The sequence below is a fragment of the Pseudomonas sp. 22526 genome, assembly GCF_052044735.1.
Taxonomy (GTDB): domain Bacteria; phylum Pseudomonadota; class Gammaproteobacteria; order Pseudomonadales; family Pseudomonadaceae; genus Aquipseudomonas; species Aquipseudomonas piscium.
In genome coordinates this window covers 194,514-209,559 of record NZ_JBQENK010000007.1, presented here as the reverse complement: position 1 = coordinate 209,559, position 15,046 = coordinate 194,514, and the positions used below count along the sequence as shown (strand labels likewise).

Below are 15,046 nucleotides of genomic sequence, written 5' to 3'. Positions count from 1 at the left end.
CGCTATCGCGGGCAAGCCTCGCTCCTACGGGGGTAGTGTCGGAACGGTCAACGCCGCTTAGAAGCTGTACTCCAGGGTCGTTGCCAACGACGTCTGCATCCGCCGCTCGACAATCGGGCTGTCCGCCGCCTCCCGTCCCAAGTACTGCACCGCCAGCACCGTCGATACGTTCATCTGTTCACTGACCGGCACAGTCCAGGTCAGGTCGCCGCCACGGCTGAGAAAACCGCCCTTGGGGCGATAGGCGCCGAAGCGGGTCCTGCCGGCCTGGGCCGCGCTGACGCCATACCAGGTGCGCAGGTAATCGCCGTCGCCGAACTGGCTGTTGAGGCTGCCCTCGAAGCGCCCGTAGCGGCCTTCATACAGCGTGCTGCCGATGCTCAGTTGCAAGTGGTTGTAGGCCGAGCCGGTGTCCGGGTCGTCGTTCTTCTTCAGCGCATGCTGCAACGTGGCTCCGAGCTCCACGGCGCCCAGGGTGTAGCCCAGGTAGGCGCCGAACTGCGCGCGGGACTTGATCGAGCCCATGCCGGCCAGATGGTCCGACCCCTTGTAGCCGCTCTTGCGGTCCTTGCGTGCCTCGCTGGGGCCGACCCAGGCGCTGAACGCCAGGTCGCCCCATTCATTGCCCCAGCCAAGGCCCTGTTCGGTGTTGAGAAACACCCCGTAGGGGCTGACGATTGCGCCGCCCAGGATCGGGGCGACGGTGCGTTCGTCGCTGCCGCTGTAGCGCGGCAGGCTGGCGGCGCCGGCTTGCAGCTGGTACTGCCAGTCCGCGGCGTAGAGCGGGCCGCAGGGCGTCAGCAGGCACAGCGAAGCCAGAGGCAGGGCAGCAAGGGACAGGCACAGGGTTTTCGGTCGGATCGAGGTCTTCATCGGCGGCTAGAAACTCAGCAGGGTGTGGGAGTGGTCGTTGGCTGTGGAATAGGAACTGCCCAGGCCATCGCGCGGCCGCCGGGCGACCTTGCGCGCAGGAGCGGCGGTAGCCGGTTCGGCGCGAATGATGGTTTCAGGTGGCGTGGCGATTTCAGGCAGCGCTTCGCTGCTGGGCGTCGGGGCCGCGGGCGGCGTGCCCTGGCAGCTGAGGCCACCGAGCAGCACACCAATGAAGAGCGTGGAGAACCGACCGTACATGACGCACCCGTGGGGAAATGGATGCGCTCATGCTAGGGACGCGGGCGCGGGCAATCTTTGACAGCTTTGTCGCAAAACTGTCAAAGATTGTGAATGCCCGGCGCTTAGCGTTGCAGGTCCAGGCGCTCATGCCATTGAGCGATGGATTCCTCGGGGTAGTGGGCGAATTGCAGGTCGTGGGGATGCCAGTCGATCTCCACCCAGGGCGCCCTGGAGTCGAGCATCAGGTGGGTGTGTTCCGGCGGTATCGGCAACGGCGTGTCGATGGCCGAGGCGAAGGGATGGATCAGCTCCGGCCACTCCGGGCTGAACAGCCACAACCCGGAGCCGCAGCGGCTGCAGAAATGCCGCTCGGCGCTGCTGCGCCGGGCGCGTTTGCCGGGTTCCCTGAGCAACGCGTGGTAGATCGAGATGTTTTGGCGGCCGCGGACTTTCAGGCTGGCGGCATCGCCGCCGAGGTTGATCGCATACCCGCCACCGCCCTGGGTCTTGCGGCAGATCGAGCAGTAGCAGCGTTGATAAGGGTAGGGGTGGGCGCTGTTCAGGCTGAAGTGCACGGCGCCGCAATGGCAGGAACCTTCGAGTTGCATGATGGCCTCCGACGATTCATGGACTATGACCGTCAGCCTAGCCGTTGTCGGCTGGAGCGTTCTCCATGGGCGCTGGTCGGTACTGAGTTGACCCTGTAGCTACTTCAGGCTTTTTACTGTCGATTCCCTTTATCAGGAGTCATCGACATGAGCTTTTTCGAACGTTTGCTGGGTGGTCATCGTGGCCGTGGGCATGGCGGTTATCAGGGCGGGCGCCATGGTGACGGGCATGGTAGCGGGCATGGCCAGCGCTCGGGCGCCGGAGCGCCGCCAGCGGGCGGTCCGCTGTGCCCGGACTGCGGGGCAAGCAACGCAGCCAAGGCGCGGTTTTGCCAGCAGTGCGGGACCTCGCTGCAACCCGCCGCGTGCCGCCAGTGCGGCAGCACGCTGGCCGCCGGCGCGCGGTTTTGCGCCCAGTGTGGCGGGGCGGCGGGCTGAGGCTGGCTTACAGCGCCAGGTGGTAGCGGACCTGGGTCGCATCGTCTGGATCGATGGCGCGATTGAAACCCAGGGTCGCGGCCAGTTCACGCATGCGGTGATTGGCCGGGCAATCCAGCGAGTACATCTGTTTGAAGCCCTGGTCTTTGGCCCGGGCGACCAGATGGCGCATCAGCAAGGCGTCCAGGCCCTTGTACTGCCACTCGTCGGCCACGGTGACGGCGAACTCGCAGGTGTCCGTGTCCGCGCCGAGGGTGGCGTAGCGGCTGATGCCGATTTCCCGCAGCGAGCCGTTGTCGTGGACCAGGGCCACATAAGCCACGCGCTCGCAGCCATCGACGTCCATCAGCTGGCTGAGCAGGGCCTCGCCGACTTCCTTCACTTCACCGAGGAACCGGTGGTGCCGGGTGGTCGGCGAGAGGTTCTCGATAAAGGCCTTTTCCCGCTCGCGGTCTTCGGCGCGCAACGGGCGGATCAGCACCGGGCTGCCGTCGTTGAGGGCGTCTATCCAGTGTTCGCCCTTGTGCTGGGCGAAGGCGGCCAGGGCAGGCGTGTGGATGGCGGTACTGGTCATGGGCAAGTCTCCGTGAAGGTGCAGAGGATTGCCTGAACATTCACACCTGTCAGGCGCCAGGCCCTTGATTCAGGTCAACGCGCCGCAGTGTCGGCGAAGGTTTTGCGCCAGGGGGTAGATGACCCCTGATCAATCAGGCCTCGGGCATCAGGGTGGCGATCAGCGCCCGTACGCTGCCGGGCAGGGCCTCCAGTTCGCGGACGATGATGCTGCGTTCGCGCATGGCCCAGGCTTCGTCGAGTTTCACCGTCACCAGCTGCATGGTGCGGCTGTGCCGGATGGCGGCCGACTCGGGAATGATGCCGATCCCGACGCCAGCCTCGACCATGCGGCACACCGCTTCGAAGCTCGACACCTGGATCCGCAGCGACAACTGCTTGCCGGTGCGCTCCACGTGTTCGCGCAGGAAGGTCAGCAAGGTACTGCCTTCGTGCAGGCCGATGTGTTGGTAGGCCAGGGTCTGCTCCAGGGTCACCGCCTGCTGCGTCGCCAGCGGGTGGTCGACCGGCAGGATCAGCACCAGGTGGTCGGTGCTGAAATGCAGGACCTGCAGGCCGCTGGCTTCCACCGGGCCGGCGATGATGCCCATGTCGGCGGTGCCGTCGAGCACGCCGCGGACGATGTCCCGGGACAGGCGCTCCTGCAGGTCCACCGTGACCCCCGGGCGTTTCGACAGAAAGCCGGCGAGGATTTCCGGGAGGAATTCGGTCACCGCCGTGGTGTTGGCGAAGATGCGCATATGCCCGGTGGAGTCGCCGCCGTATTGGGTGAACTCGCTTTTCAGGTAATCCACCTGGCGCATGATCAGCCGCGCATGCTGCAACAGGCGCTCGCCCGCCGGGGTGACTTCGACGCCGCGGCTGTCGCGGTACAGCAGGCGGGTTTCCAGCTGGCTTTCCAGGGCCTTGATCCGCGCGCTGGCCGCCGCCGGCGAGAGAAAGGCGCGCTTGGCGCCCTGGGTCAGGCTCGGCGATTCGGCGATATGGATAAACAGGCGCAGGTCGGCCAGATCGAAATGCATGGGCGGGCTCCTGGGAGGAAGAGGGGCAAAGCGGCGTTCAGCATAACCGAACGCCGGTTTATAGAAATGCAAATTCTCAGAACGCATAGCGGCTTGCATGATCGGGCTCACCACCACTGCAACACAGGACCCGACCTGATGAGCCTGACCGACCCCAGTGCCTGGATAGGCCGTAGCCAGCAAGCCCACGACCAGCTCAGCCGTAACCTGCTCAAGCGCATTGCCGCGACCTTCGGTGAACCCGCGCCAGCCTATGGCGAGGCTTTGCCGCCGCTGTGGCAATGGTGCTTTTTCCAGGAGCCCTTGGCCGAAAGCGCCCTGGGCGGCGACGGCCATCCGGCCCGTGGCGGCTTCCTGCCGCCGGCGGCCAATCGCAATCGCATGTGGGCCGGTGGCCGGCTGGAGTTCTTCGAGCCGTTGCGCGCCGGTTTCGACGCGGACTGCCTGTCGACCATCAGCCATGTCGAGGAAAAGACCGGGCGCAGCGGCGCGCTGCTGTTCGTCACGCTTTGCCATGAGTATTCCCAGGACGGTCGCCTGGCGATTCGCGAGGAACAGGACATCGTCTACCGCGAGCCGAGCCCGCCCAAGCAGGGCAGCGGCGAGGCGCTGATCCGGGGTGACTGGCGTGAAGCCGTCGAACCCAGCCCGACCCTGCTGTTCCGCTACAGCGCCGTGACTTTCAACGGCCATCGCATCCATTACGACTTTCCCTACGTCACCGAGGCCGAAGGGTATCCGGGGCTGGTGGTGCACGGTCCGCTGATCGCCACCCTCAGCCTGCGGGCGTTCTGCCGCGCCCATCCCGGGGCCCGGTTGCGGCGCTTCTCTTATCGCGGCCTGCGGCCGTTGATCGCGCCGCAGCCGTTCGAGGTCGGCGGGCGCATCGTCCGCCCTGGCGTTGCCGAGCTCTGGGCTGGCAACGACGCCGGCCTGGCCCAGCGCGGCGAAGTGCTGTTCGACCCGATCCCACAACAATAACCACAGGCGGAGCGCCGTTCGATGAACCCCAACAGCAACGAAGAGTTGAATGCCATCCGTGAAGGCGTGCGGGCCCTGTGCGCTGAATTCGATGCCGCCTACTGGCGCCGGATCGATGAAGAAAAAGGTTTCCCGGAAAGCTTCGTCAAGGCCCTGACCGACGCCGGCTGGCTGGCGGCGATGATCCCGGCCGAATACGGCGGCTCGGGCCTGGGTCTGGCCGAAGCTTCCGTAATTCTTGAAGAGGTGAACCGCTGCGGCGGCAACTCCGGCACCGTGCACGGGCAGATGTACAACATGTTCACCCTGCTGCGGCACGGCAGCGAAGCGCAGAAGCGTTTCTACCTGCCGAAACTCGCCAGCGGCGAACTGCGCCTGCAATCGATGGGCGTCACCGAGCCCACCACCGGCACCGACACCACCAAGATCAAGACCACCGCCATCAAGCGCGGCGACAAGTATGTGATCAACGGGCAGAAGGTGTGGATCTCGCGCATCCAGCATTCCGACCTGATGATCCTGCTGGCGCGCACCACGGCGCTGGCCGAGGTCAAGAAGAAGTCCGAAGGCATGTCGATCTTCCTGGTCGACCTGCGCGAGGCCATTGGCAACGGCCTGACCGTGCAGCCGATCGCCAACATGGTCAACCACGAGACCAACGAGCTGTTCTTCGACAACCTGGAAATCCCCGCCGACAGCCTGATCGGCGAGGAGGGCAAGGGCTTCAAGTACATCCTCGACGGCCTTAACGCCGAGCGCACCCTGATTGCCGCCGAGTGCATCGGCGACGGCCGCTGGTTTATCGAAAAGGCCAGCCAGTATGCCCGCGACCGCGTGGTGTTCGGCCGGCCCATCGGGCAGAACCAGGGCGTGCAGTTCCCCATCGCCGAAGCCCATGTCGAGATCGAGGCCGCCGACCTGATGCGCTGGCGCGCCTGCGAGGAATACGACAGCGGCGGCAACGCCGGGGCCAGCGCCAATATGGCCAAGTACCTGGCGGCCAAGGCCTCCTGGGAGGCGGCCAACGCCTGCCTGCAGACCCACGGTGGCTTCGGTTTCGCCTGCGAATACGACGTCGAGCGCAAGTTCCGCGAGACCCGCCTGTACCAGGTGGCGCCGATCTCCACCAACCTGATCCTGTCCTACGTCGCCGAGCACCTGCTCGAACTGCCGCGCAGCTTCTGAGGAACCGAGCATGAGCCATACCCAAGCCTTGGCCGGGTTCCTTGCCGGCCTGAGTTACCAGCAGCTGCCCGACAGCCTGCTGGCGCGCACCGAAGAGCTGTTCCTCGACTGGCTCGGTTCCGCCCTGGCCAGCCAGGGCGCGCATCCGATTCCGTTGTTCGAACGTTACGCACAACATATGGGCCCGGCCGATGGCCCGGCGCGGATCCTGGTCAACGGCCGCGGCAGCTCGGCCTATTTCGCCGCCCTGGTGAACGCCGCGTCCTCCCATCTGGTGGAGCAGGACGACCTGCACAACAGTGCAGTATTGCACCCGGCCACCGTGGTGTTCCCGGCGGCCCTGGCGGCGGCCCAGGACCTGGGCAAGTCCGGCCGCGAGCTGCTGCTGGCGGCGGTGGCCGGCTATGAAGCGGGGATTCGCATCGGCGAGTTCATGGGCCGTTCCCATTACCGGATCTTCCACACCACGGCCACCGTCGGCACCCTCGCCGCGGCGGTGGCGGTGGGCAAGCTGATGGACTTCGACCAGGCGCAGTTCATCGACCTGCTGGGCAGCGCCGGGACCCAGGCCGCCGGGCTCTGGGAGTTCCTGCGCGACGCCGCGGACTCCAAGCAGCTACACACGGCCAAGGCCGCCGCCGATGGCTTGCTCGCCGCTTACCTGACTCGGGATGGGCTGACTGGCGCGCGCAATATTCTCGAAGGCGAGCAGGGCATGGCCGCGGGCATGTCCTGGGATGCCGAGCCGGCACGCCTGTCCGATCGCCTGGGCAGTCGCTGGGCACTGCTGGAAACCTCGTTCAAGTTCCACGCCTCCTGCCGCCACACCCATCCGGCCGCCGATGCCTTGCTGGCGCTGATGCAGCGCGAAGGCCTCAGCCATGAGCAGATCGCCCAGGTGGAAACCCGTGTGCACCAGGGCGCCATCGATGTGCTGGGGCGGGTGAGCGTGCCGCAGACCGTGCACCAGGCCAAGTTCTCCATGGGCACCGTGCTCGGCCTGATCGCCGTGCATGGCAAGGCCGGGCTGCCGGAGTTCCATGAGCTGGCGCTGAAGGATCCGGCGGTGGCAGCGTTTCGCGACAAGGTGTCGATGCTCCTCGACCCCGAGGTGGACCGCGCCTACCCGCAGCGCTGGCTCGGGCGGGTGCGGGTCACCACTGTCGATGGCCGCATCTTGCATGGGGCCATCGATGAGCCCAAGGGCGATCCGGGCAATGGCCTGTCGCGGGCGGAGCTGGAAGACAAGTTCCAGCGCCTGCTGCGCTTCTCCGGCGCGCGCACGCCGGAGCAGGGCGCGGCGCTGATCCGCCAGGTGTGGCACCTGCGCGATACCGCGCAACTGAACGAATTGCTCTGAGCCAGCCCCGAGGACGCCTTATGACAAGCACTACCGCACAACCCCGGCCGCTGGACGGCATCACCGTGGTCAGCCTGGAACACGCCATCGCCGCGCCGTTCTGTACCCGCCAACTGGCCGACCTGGGCGCCCGGGTGATCAAGGTCGAGCGCCCCGGCAGCGGCGATTTTGCTCGGGGCTACGACGAGCGCGTGCGCGGCCTGGCCTCGCATTTCGTCTGGACCAACCGTTCCAAGGAAAGCCTGACCCTGGACCTCAAGCAGGACGCCGCCGGCGACATTCTGCAAAGCCTGCTGGCCCAGGCCGACGTGCTGGTGCAGAACCTCGCGCCGGGCGCGGCAGCGCGCATGGGCCTGTCGTTCGAGGCGCTGCATGAGCGTTTTCCGCGGCTGATCGTCTGCGACATTTCCGGTTATGGCGAGGGTGGCCCCTATGAGAAGAAAAAGGCCTACGACCTGCTGATCCAGAGCGAGGGCGGGTTCCTGTCGGTGACCGGCGGCCCAGGCGAGGAACAACTGGCCAAGGCCGGCTGCTCGATCGCCGACATCGCCGCCGGTATGTACGCCTACAGCGGCATCCTCTCGGCGCTGTTGCTGCGCGGCAGGACCGGGCAGGGCAGCCGCATCGACGTGAGCATGCTGGAGAGCCTGGTGGAGTGGATGGGCTACCCGATGTACTACGCCTTCGACGGCGCGCCGCCACCGCCCCGGGCCGGCGCGGCGCACTCGACCATCTACCCCTATGGGCCGTTTCCGGCGGGAGACGGCGGCACGGTGATGCTTGGCTTGCAGAACGAGCGCGAATGGGCGGCGTTCTGTGACAAGGTGCTGTTACTGCCGGAGCTGGCCGGCGACGAGCGCTTCTCGGCCAACTTCAAGCGCTCGGCCAATCGCCAGGCGCTGCGCCAGATCATTGTCGACAGCTTCGCCCGGCTGACGCTGGAGGAGGTGATCGCCCGGCTGGAACAGGCGCAGATCGCCAGCGCCCGGGTCAACGACATGCAGGGCGTGTGGCAGCACCCGCAGCTCAAGGCCCGCGATAGCTGGCGCGAGGTGGACAGCCCGGCCGGCAAGCTGCCGTCGCTGCTGCCGCCAGCGCGCAATGCCGCGTTCGCACCACGCATGGACAGCGTCCCGGGGCTGGGCCAGCACAGCAATGCGATCCTCGCTGGACTGGGCTTGTCTGCCGAGGTCATCGAACAGTTGCGGGCCAATGGTGTGATCTGAGGTCTGCTGGCTTACACAGCCTCTGTAGGAGCCAAGCTTGCTGGCGATGGGGCCCTTGAGGTTTGCATCGGATTCGCGGGCTTATCGCGGGCAAGCCTCGCTCCTACGGAAGCGGGTACGCATAGGCCCGCGGGCTTGCGTGGCTTCTGTAGGAGCAGCCGGTCGACGCTCGATTGCTGGCGATGAGGCCCTTGAGGTTTGCATCGATCTTGCGGGCCTTATCGCGGGCAAGCCTCTGCCAACGCACAGATATCACGGTCCATGGACCTTGCATCACATACAAGGAATTCAACATGTCCAACCCTATTGTCCGCTCTGCCTTGTTCGTGCCGGGCAGCCGGCCCGAGCGTTTCGCCAAGGCCCTGGCCTGTGGCGCCGATGCGGTGATCGTCGATTTCGAGGACGCCGTGGAAGAGCCGCTCAAGCGCCAGGCCCGGGACAACCTCGGCCAGTTCCTCAACAGCCAACCTCAGGTGCGGCTGTGGGTGCGGATCAATGCCCCGGAGCATGCCGAACATGCCGCCGACCTGGCGTTCTGCAAAGGTCAGGTCGGGGTCGTCGGCATCCTGCTGCCCAAGGTCGAAAGCGCCGCCCAGGTGGCGACCGTGGCGGCCACTGGCAAGCAGATCTGGCCGATCATCGAAAGCGCCCGCGGGCTCTTGGCCCTGGCGGAGATCGCCCGGGCTCCTGCGGTGCAGCGCCTGTCTTTCGGCGGCCTGGACCTGGCGCTGGACCTCAACCTCAGCAGCGGTTCGGCGGCGGCGCAGTTCGCCCTGGACCAGGCGCGGCTGGCGCTGATCCTGCATTCGCGCGCCGCCGGGTTGGTAGCGCCGCTGGATGGCGTGCACCCGGCCATCGACGATCCCGAAGGTTTGCGCGGTTCCATTCGTCACGCCTACGAAATGGGCTTCGGCGGCGCCCTGTGCATCCACCCGAAACAGGTGCCGGTGATCCACCAGGCCCTGGCCCCCAGCGCCGAAGACCTGGCCTGGGCGCAACGGGTGGTGGACGCCGGCAGTCACGGCGCCGGCGCCTACCAGATCGATGGCCAGATGGTCGACGCCCCGGTGCTGCTGCGGGCCCAGCGCTTGCTGGCCCTTAACCCTGCGCAACCTCTGTAGGAGCCAGGCTTGCCGGCGATGAGGTCCTTGAGGTTTGCATCGGTCTTGAGGGCTGATCGCGGGCAAGCCTCGCTCCTACAGATGAAGCTGTGGCGTTCGGTAGGGGTGAACGCAGGTATCAAAAATTCGAAATTCTCAATACGCGTGCCCTTAGGCACTCTGCGATCAACCACAACAATAAGAAGGTGAAGTCCATGTTCAAGCTCTCCCGGGCGTTGTTCTGTGCCGCCGCATTGCTGGGCGCCGGTCTCGCGCAGGCCGCCGACCCCATCGTGATCAAGTTCGCCCACGTGGTGGCGGAAAACACCCCCAAGGGCCAGGGCGCCCTGCTGTTCAAGAAGCTCGCCGAGGAGCGCCTGCCGGGCCGGGTCAAGGTCGAGGTGTACCCGAACTCCTCGCTGTTCGGCGACGGCAAGGAAATGGAGGCGCTGCTGCTGGGCGACGTGCAGTTGCTCGCGCCGTCCCTGGCCAAGTTCGAGCAGTACACCAAGAAGATCCAGATCTACGACCTGCCATTCCTCTTCGACAACCTCGCCGCCGTCGACCGCTTCCAGCAGGCCGAGGGCAAGCAGCTGCTGACCGCCATGCAGGACAAGGGCATCCTCGGCCTGGCCTATTGGCACAACGGCCTCAAGCAGCTGTCGGCCAACAAGAAACTGGTGGAACCCAAGGACGCCCGCGGCCTGAAGTTCCGCGTGCAGGCCTCCAGCGTGCTGGAGGAACAGTTCAAGGCGGTGCGCGCCAACCCGCGCAAGATGAGCTTCGCCGAGGTCTACCAGGGCCTGCAGACCGGCGTGGTCAATGGCACCGAGAACACCTGGTCGAACTATGAAAGCCAGAAGGTCCACGAGGTGCAGAAGTACTTCACCGAGACCGACCACGGCCTGATCGACTACATGGTGATCACCAACGCCAAGTTCTGGACCGGGCTGCCGCCGGATGTGCGCGGCGAGTTGGAAAAAATCATGGCCGAGGTCTCGGTGGAAGTGAACAAGCAGGCCGAAGCCCTGAACCAGACGTCCCGGCAGAAGATCATCGATGCCAAGACCAGCGAAATCCTCGCCCTGACTCCCGAGCAGCGCAGCGAGTGGCGCGAAGCCATGCGCCCGGTGTGGAAGAAGTTCGAGGGCGATATCGGCGTCGACCTGATCCAGGCCGCCGAAGCCGCCAACCAGGCGCAGTAAGCACGCCCTGGCCGCTGCGCTCGCAGCGGCCCATCGGCAGCCGTTATCGGGCTGTACTCCACTGGCACTTTCGCGGAGAACCTCAATGCACAGGCTGAGGCGGTTCTGGGAACATTTTGAAGAGGCGTTCATCGCCTTCCTGCTGGCGGCCATGACGCTGGTGACTTTCGTCTACGTGGTGCTCAACAACCTGTACCCGCTGTTCTATTCCATCGGCGATGCCTGGGAAGGGGGCAGCGCGCTGTTCCTGGGGATCGGCGACTTCCTCATGGAGCTGGCCCAGGACATGGTCTGGAGCGTGGCGCTGACCAAGATGCTGTTTGGCTGGCTGATCTTCTTCGGCATTTCCTACGGCGTGCGCACCGCCGGGCACCTGGGGGTGGACGCGCTGGTCAAGCTGGCCTCGCGCCCGGCCCAGCGCCTGCTGGCGGTGCTCGCCTGCCTGTGTTGCATGGTCTACGCCGGGCTGTTCATGGTCGCCAGCTTCAAGTGGCTGATGGCGCTGATCCAGGCCGGCATCGAAGCCGAGGACCTGGACCGGTTCGGCATTCACCTGTCGCATATCGCGATGATCGTGCCCTTCGGTTTTGCCCTGGTGCTGATCCGCTACCTGGAAATCATGTGGCGCATCCTCATGCGCGGGCAGATCAACCTGGGCCTGGCCGATGAGGCGGCCGAGGCCAGCAAGCTTGCCAGTCACCAGGAGGATCAGCACTGATGGCCATTCTCTGCCTGTTTCTGATGCTGTTCGTCTTCATGTTCCTCGGCGTGCCGATCGCCATTTCCCTGGGGCTGGCCGGCGCCACTTCGATCCTGCTGTTCAGCCCGGATTCCCTGAGTTCCCTGGCGATCAAGCTGTTCGAAACCTCCGAGGCCTATACCTTGCTGGCGATCCCGTTCTTCCTGCTGTCCGGGGCCTTCATGACCACCGGCGGCGTGGCGCAGCGCCTGATCGATTTCGCCAACGCCTGCGTCGGGCACATCCGCGGCGGCCTGGCGATTGCCGCGGTGCTGGCGTGCATGTTGTTCGCCGCGTTGTCCGGTTCGTCGCCGGCAACGGTGGCGGCGGTGGGTTCGATTGCGGTGGCCGGCATGGTGCGTTCCGGTTACCCGCGGGAGTTCGGCGCCGGGATCATTTGCAACGCCGGGACCCTGGGCATCCTGATCCCGCCGTCGATCGTGATGGTGGTGTACTCGGCGGCCACCGAAACCTCGGTGGGCAAGCTGTTCATGGCCGGGGTCGTCCCGGGGCTGCTGCTGGGCGTGATCCTGATGGTGGTGATCTACATCGTCGCGCGGATCAAGAAGCTGCCGGCGCAACCGCGGGTGTCCTTCCGCGAATGGCTGAGCACCGCGCGTCGGGCCTTCTGGGGCCTGCTGTTGCTGGTGATCATCCTCGGCGGCATCTACAGCGGCCTGTTCACCCCCACCGAAGCGGCGGCGGTGGCGGCGGTGTATTCGGCCTTTGTCGCGCTGTTCGTGTACAAGGACATGCGCCTGCGCGACTGCCCGAAAGTGCTGGTGGAGTCGGGGCGGCTGTCGATTATGCTGATGTTCATCATCGCCAACGCCATGCTCTTCGCCCATGTGCTGACCACCGAGCAGATCCCGCAGCAGATCACCACCTTCGTCATGGACGCCGGGCTGTCGCCCATCGGCTTCCTGCTGATGGTCAACGTGGTGCTGCTGGTGGCGGGCAGCTTCATGGAGCCCTCGGCCATCGTGCTGATCCTGGCGCCGATCTTCTTCCCGATCGCCATGAAACTGGGCATCGACCCGATCCACCTGGGGATCGTCATGGTGGTCAACATGGAGATCGGCCTAGTGCATCCGCCGGTGGGCCTGAACCTGTTCGTCACCTCGGCGGTGACCGGCCTGAGCCTGGGCCAGACCATCCGCGCGGCCTTGCCGTGGCTGATGATCCTGCTGGCGTTCCTGATCCTGGTGACCTACGTGCCGTTCATTTCCCTGGCGCTGCCGAACTGGCTGGGGATGAACTGAAACGCTGGTGCGCTGACTGGGTTTGAATGGTCTCTGTAGGAGCCAAGCTTGCTGGCGATGAGGGCCTTGAGGGCGATGCCGTTCTCGAGGTTGTCATCGCGGGCAAGCCTCGCTCCTACGGAAGCGGGTGCATGGCACAAAATCCGCCGGATTTTATGGTTTCTGTAGGAGCCAAGCTTGCTGGCGATGGGGCCTTGAGGGCGATGCTGTGCTTGAGATTGTCATTGCGGGCAAGCCTCGCTCCTACGGAGGCGGGTACATGGCACAAAATCCGTTGGATTTTATGGCTTTTGTAGGAGCCAAGCTTGCTGGCGATAGGGCCCTTGAGAGCGATGCTGTGCTTGAGATTGTCATCGCGGGCAAGCCTCGCTCCTACAGAGGCGGGTGCATGGCACAAAATCCGTTGGATTTTATGGCTTCTGTAGGAGCCAAGCTTGCTGGCGATGAGGTTGGGGAGGGCGCTATTACTTGTTGGCCAGGGTGATCTGCGCCTTGTCGAAGGAGAACCAGCATTCTTCGCCGTCGGCCCATTTCGAGGCCGAGGTGCCCAGCACGCCGGTGACGTTGATGCGGTCGCCTTTCTTCAGGTTGCTGATTTTCTTCTCGTTGACCATCAGGTCGTCACGGGTGAGGCCCTGGCCCTTGCATTTGGGGTTGGTGGGGTCGCTGAAGATCACCGCGATCTGATTCTGATAGATGACATCGTCGGTCTTGGTGATGCGGGTAACGATGCCGGGGATGACCAGGGTCTGTCGGTCCCATTTGTCCTTGGCGGTCACTTCGTTCTGTTGCCAGTCATTCCAGATCTGCGTGAGGGTTGCATGCTTGCTTTCGCCCAGGCCACGCAGGTCGCCGCTGAGGATATCGCCGGTCTGATCCAGCACGCTGCTGGTGGTCGACATCGCCGAGTCCAGATGTTCGCAGCCCGCCAGCAAGAAGGTTGCGGCGCATGCAATTAGAGCTTTTTTCATGACGGTGTACTCCTTGACTTGTTTTTTGGTATTCCATTTTGGCCGACTGCGTTTGTTGCGGTGTTGATACACGGCCGAGCCAGAATATCCGAGGGTTTTATAGCTGCCAAGATGGGCTCCGAGGGCGCGCGCCAGGCGGCGTAGGCCCGGGGCAGGCAGCGGGCGCAGGGCCGATAACCGGCGCTGCGGGCGCTGGCTTCGTCGGCAAAGAACACCCGCTGGCGCACATAACCGCCGCGGGCGATGGCGCGCAGGGCGGCCGGGCAATCCAGCCGACCGTAGATCCGGCTGCCACGGTGCCCGCCGAGGGTTCCCGGCTGTTCGCTGAGAAAGGTGTTGCCCTGGGCATCGAGCAATACCCAGCGCTTTTCAGCGTTCATCCGCACCTCCTGCCTGATTTCTGTAGCCGCTGCCGAGCCAGGGCGAGGCTGCGATCGACCGCGTAGCGGTCGTCGGACGCTACGGCGTTGACCGTCAGGCACACCGCAGTGTTGGGTTTGCGGGGCTGCGCCCCGATCGCAGCCTCGCGGGCTCGGCAGCGGCTACAGGGGCCGAGCGGCGATCCATCAACGCGCCGGCACTCGCCACAGATACCAGGCCGCCACCGTGCGATAGGGGCGCAAGGACAGGCCGATTTCGATCATCTGCTTGCGCGTCGGCTGCTGCTCCAGGCCCTTCAGGCGCCGGTAGCCTTCGCGCACGCCGAAGTCGTCGGCGGGCAGGATGTCCAGGCGTTCCAGGCTGTAGATCAGCAGCATCTCCACGGTCCAGCGACCGATGCCGCGCAGGCTGGTCAGACGCTCGATCAGCGCCTCATCGTCCATGCCCCGGGCTGCCTCGTAGTCCGGCACCACACCGCTCAGGGTCGCCTCGGCAATGCCACGGATCGTGGCGATTTTGCCGGCGGAAAAACCGCAGGCGCGCAATGGCTCGAAATCAGTGGCGAGAATCTGTTCGGGGGAGGGGAAGGCCGCCGGGTCATACAAGCCAAGAAAACGCCCGAGAATCGCATCGCCAGCGCGGGCGTGCAGCTGCTGATAGGCAATCGCCCGCACCAGCGCCTCACAGGGCTCGCGGGCCGGCTTGGCCTGGTGCAGGCACGGGCCGACCGCCTCGACGTGACGAGCCCAGTCAGGGTCGAGCCCGGCCAGAAAGGCACGGGCCTCAAGAAACGGATCGGGCATGGAGAGTCCTGGGCGAAGGGCGTCGCCAGAGATTAGCCAGCAATGCCCGACGCTGCACTCGGTCTCTTGCGCTGGAATT

17 protein-coding genes are annotated in these 15,046 nt (G+C 65.3%); 9 read left to right on the top strand and 8 right to left on the bottom strand.

Annotated elements, in window-relative coordinates:
• Nucleotides 1-57: 57 nt before the first annotated feature.
• From ACTJKT_RS13080 to ACTJKT_RS13070, 3 genes are all read right to left on the bottom strand, one after another.
• Nucleotides 58-873 carry a MipA/OmpV family protein gene (locus ACTJKT_RS13080; RefSeq protein ID WP_440787392.1) on the bottom strand — a complete coding sequence of 272 codons (816 nt, stop codon included), beginning with the start codon at nucleotides 871-873 and terminating at the stop codon, nucleotides 58-60.
• A 6-nt stretch (nucleotides 874-879) separates the two neighbouring features.
• Nucleotides 880-1,131 (bottom strand): hypothetical protein, encoded by a 252-nt coding sequence (locus tag ACTJKT_RS13075; protein ID WP_440787391.1) that lies wholly within the window; start codon nucleotides 1,129-1,131, stop codon nucleotides 880-882.
• A gap of 104 nt (nucleotides 1,132-1,235) precedes the next feature.
• Nucleotides 1,236-1,721 (bottom strand): GFA family protein, encoded by a 486-nt coding sequence (locus tag ACTJKT_RS13070; protein ID WP_440787390.1) that lies wholly within the window; start codon nucleotides 1,719-1,721, stop codon nucleotides 1,236-1,238.
• 147 nt (nucleotides 1,722-1,868) lie between these two features.
• Here ACTJKT_RS13070 and ACTJKT_RS13065 point away from each other — a divergent pair, with 147 nt between their 5' ends.
• Entirely contained in the window at nucleotides 1,869-2,159 is a 291-nt protein-coding gene (locus ACTJKT_RS13065) for a double zinc ribbon domain-containing protein (RefSeq protein WP_440787389.1), read from the top strand.
• Nucleotides 2,160-2,166: 7 nt separating this feature from the next.
• Here ACTJKT_RS13065 and ACTJKT_RS13060 read toward each other — a convergent pair whose 3' ends face one another.
• A complete protein-coding gene (locus ACTJKT_RS13060) occupies nucleotides 2,167-2,733 on the bottom strand; it encodes an N-acetyltransferase family protein (RefSeq protein WP_440787388.1) in 567 nt (188 codons plus the stop codon).
• Nucleotides 2,734-2,866: 133 nt separating this feature from the next.
• Nucleotides 2,867-3,754 carry a LysR family transcriptional regulator gene (locus ACTJKT_RS13055; RefSeq protein ID WP_097303070.1) on the bottom strand — a complete coding sequence of 296 codons (888 nt, stop codon included), beginning with the start codon at nucleotides 3,752-3,754 and terminating at the stop codon, nucleotides 2,867-2,869.
• Nucleotides 3,755-3,892: 138 nt separating this feature from the next.
• Here ACTJKT_RS13055 and ACTJKT_RS13050 point away from each other — a divergent pair, with 138 nt between their 5' ends.
• The 8 genes from ACTJKT_RS13050 to dctM all read left to right on the top strand — a co-directional run bounded on the left by ACTJKT_RS13050 (nucleotide 3,893) and on the right by dctM (nucleotide 12,812).
• Entirely contained in the window at nucleotides 3,893-4,735 is an 843-nt protein-coding gene (locus ACTJKT_RS13050; protein WP_440787387.1) for an FAS1-like dehydratase domain-containing protein, read from the top strand.
• A gap of 21 nt (nucleotides 4,736-4,756) precedes the next feature.
• A complete protein-coding gene (locus tag ACTJKT_RS13045) occupies nucleotides 4,757-5,920 on the top strand; it encodes an acyl-CoA dehydrogenase family protein (protein ID WP_440787386.1) in 1,164 nt (387 codons plus the stop codon).
• 10 nt (nucleotides 5,921-5,930) lie between these two features.
• The gene (locus ACTJKT_RS13040) at nucleotides 5,931-7,280 is read left to right on the top strand and encodes an MmgE/PrpD family protein (RefSeq protein WP_440787385.1); all 1,350 of its coding nucleotides are present in this window, start codon (nucleotides 5,931-5,933) and stop codon (nucleotides 7,278-7,280) included.
• A 20-nt stretch (nucleotides 7,281-7,300) separates the two neighbouring features.
• Nucleotides 7,301-8,506, top strand: a complete 1,206-nt coding sequence (locus ACTJKT_RS13035) for a CaiB/BaiF CoA transferase family protein (RefSeq protein WP_440787384.1) — start codon at nucleotides 7,301-7,303, stop codon at nucleotides 8,504-8,506.
• 293 nt (nucleotides 8,507-8,799) lie between these two features.
• Nucleotides 8,800-9,627 (top strand): HpcH/HpaI aldolase/citrate lyase family protein, encoded by an 828-nt coding sequence (locus tag ACTJKT_RS13030; RefSeq protein ID WP_440787383.1) that lies wholly within the window; start codon nucleotides 8,800-8,802, stop codon nucleotides 9,625-9,627.
• 194 nt (nucleotides 9,628-9,821) lie between these two features.
• Nucleotides 9,822-10,811: a C4-dicarboxylate TRAP substrate-binding protein DctP gene (gene dctP, locus ACTJKT_RS13025; protein WP_440787382.1), complete on the top strand. Its 990-nt coding sequence runs from the start codon at nucleotides 9,822-9,824 to the stop codon at nucleotides 10,809-10,811.
• 85 nt (nucleotides 10,812-10,896) lie between these two features.
• On the top strand, nucleotides 10,897-11,529 hold the full coding sequence (locus ACTJKT_RS13020) for a TRAP transporter small permease (RefSeq protein WP_440787381.1): 633 nt from the start codon (nucleotides 10,897-10,899) through the stop codon (nucleotides 11,527-11,529).
• Nucleotides 11,529-12,812 (top strand): C4-dicarboxylate TRAP transporter large permease protein DctM, encoded by a 1,284-nt coding sequence (gene dctM, locus ACTJKT_RS13015; RefSeq protein ID WP_025809386.1) that lies wholly within the window; start codon nucleotides 11,529-11,531, stop codon nucleotides 12,810-12,812. The genes ACTJKT_RS13020 and dctM overlap by 1 nt, the downstream gene beginning before the upstream one ends.
• Before the next feature lie 464 nt (nucleotides 12,813-13,276).
• On the opposite strand, the gene ACTJKT_RS13010 is transcribed toward dctM, so the two are convergent.
• The 3 genes from ACTJKT_RS13010 to ACTJKT_RS13000 form a co-directional block, all read right to left on the bottom strand.
• Nucleotides 13,277-13,783: a hypothetical protein gene (locus ACTJKT_RS13010; RefSeq protein ID WP_440787380.1), complete on the bottom strand. Its 507-nt coding sequence runs from the start codon at nucleotides 13,781-13,783 to the stop codon at nucleotides 13,277-13,279.
• Complete coding sequence (locus ACTJKT_RS13005) at nucleotides 13,780-14,163, bottom strand: Ada metal-binding domain-containing protein (RefSeq protein ID WP_440787379.1); 384 nt, start codon at nucleotides 14,161-14,163, stop codon at nucleotides 13,780-13,782. The genes ACTJKT_RS13010 and ACTJKT_RS13005 overlap by 4 nt, the downstream gene beginning before the upstream one ends.
• A 186-nt stretch (nucleotides 14,164-14,349) precedes the next feature.
• Nucleotides 14,350-14,967: a DNA-3-methyladenine glycosylase family protein gene (locus ACTJKT_RS13000; RefSeq protein ID WP_440787378.1), complete on the bottom strand. Its 618-nt coding sequence runs from the start codon at nucleotides 14,965-14,967 to the stop codon at nucleotides 14,350-14,352.
• Nucleotides 14,968-15,046: the final 79 nt, after the last annotated feature.

What these genes read in the sequence shown, in the direction of transcription:
- ACTJKT_RS13080 (WP_440787392.1), bottom strand. Translation starts at nt 873, where the DNA reads ATGAAGACCTCGATCCGACCGAAAACCCTGTGCCTGTCCCTTGCTGCC.
- ACTJKT_RS13075 (WP_440787391.1), bottom strand. Translation starts at nt 1,131, where the DNA reads ATGTACGGTCGGTTCTCCACGCTCTTCATTGGTGTGCTGCTCGGTGGC.
- ACTJKT_RS13070 (WP_440787390.1), bottom strand. Translation starts at nt 1,721, where the DNA reads ATGCAACTCGAAGGTTCCTGCCATTGCGGCGCCGTGCACTTCAGCCTG.
- ACTJKT_RS13065 (WP_440787389.1), top strand. Translation starts at nt 1,869, where the DNA reads ATGAGCTTTTTCGAACGTTTGCTGGGTGGTCATCGTGGCCGTGGGCAT.
- ACTJKT_RS13060 (WP_440787388.1), bottom strand. Translation starts at nt 2,733, where the DNA reads ATGACCAGTACCGCCATCCACACGCCTGCCCTGGCCGCCTTCGCCCAG.
- ACTJKT_RS13055 (WP_097303070.1), bottom strand. Translation starts at nt 3,754, where the DNA reads ATGCATTTCGATCTGGCCGACCTGCGCCTGTTTATCCATATCGCCGAA.
- ACTJKT_RS13050 (WP_440787387.1), top strand. Translation starts at nt 3,893, where the DNA reads ATGAGCCTGACCGACCCCAGTGCCTGGATAGGCCGTAGCCAGCAAGCC.
- ACTJKT_RS13045 (WP_440787386.1), top strand. Translation starts at nt 4,757, where the DNA reads ATGAACCCCAACAGCAACGAAGAGTTGAATGCCATCCGTGAAGGCGTG.
- ACTJKT_RS13040 (WP_440787385.1), top strand. Translation starts at nt 5,931, where the DNA reads ATGAGCCATACCCAAGCCTTGGCCGGGTTCCTTGCCGGCCTGAGTTAC.
- ACTJKT_RS13035 (WP_440787384.1), top strand. Translation starts at nt 7,301, where the DNA reads ATGACAAGCACTACCGCACAACCCCGGCCGCTGGACGGCATCACCGTG.
- ACTJKT_RS13030 (WP_440787383.1), top strand. Translation starts at nt 8,800, where the DNA reads ATGTCCAACCCTATTGTCCGCTCTGCCTTGTTCGTGCCGGGCAGCCGG.
- dctP (WP_440787382.1), top strand. Translation starts at nt 9,822, where the DNA reads ATGTTCAAGCTCTCCCGGGCGTTGTTCTGTGCCGCCGCATTGCTGGGC.
- ACTJKT_RS13020 (WP_440787381.1), top strand. Translation starts at nt 10,897, where the DNA reads ATGCACAGGCTGAGGCGGTTCTGGGAACATTTTGAAGAGGCGTTCATC.
- dctM (WP_025809386.1), top strand. Translation starts at nt 11,529, where the DNA reads ATGGCCATTCTCTGCCTGTTTCTGATGCTGTTCGTCTTCATGTTCCTC.
- ACTJKT_RS13010 (WP_440787380.1), bottom strand. Translation starts at nt 13,783, where the DNA reads ATGAAAAAAGCTCTAATTGCATGCGCCGCAACCTTCTTGCTGGCGGGC.
- ACTJKT_RS13005 (WP_440787379.1), bottom strand. Translation starts at nt 14,163, where the DNA reads ATGAACGCTGAAAAGCGCTGGGTATTGCTCGATGCCCAGGGCAACACC.
- ACTJKT_RS13000 (WP_440787378.1), bottom strand. Translation starts at nt 14,967, where the DNA reads ATGCCCGATCCGTTTCTTGAGGCCCGTGCCTTTCTGGCCGGGCTCGAC.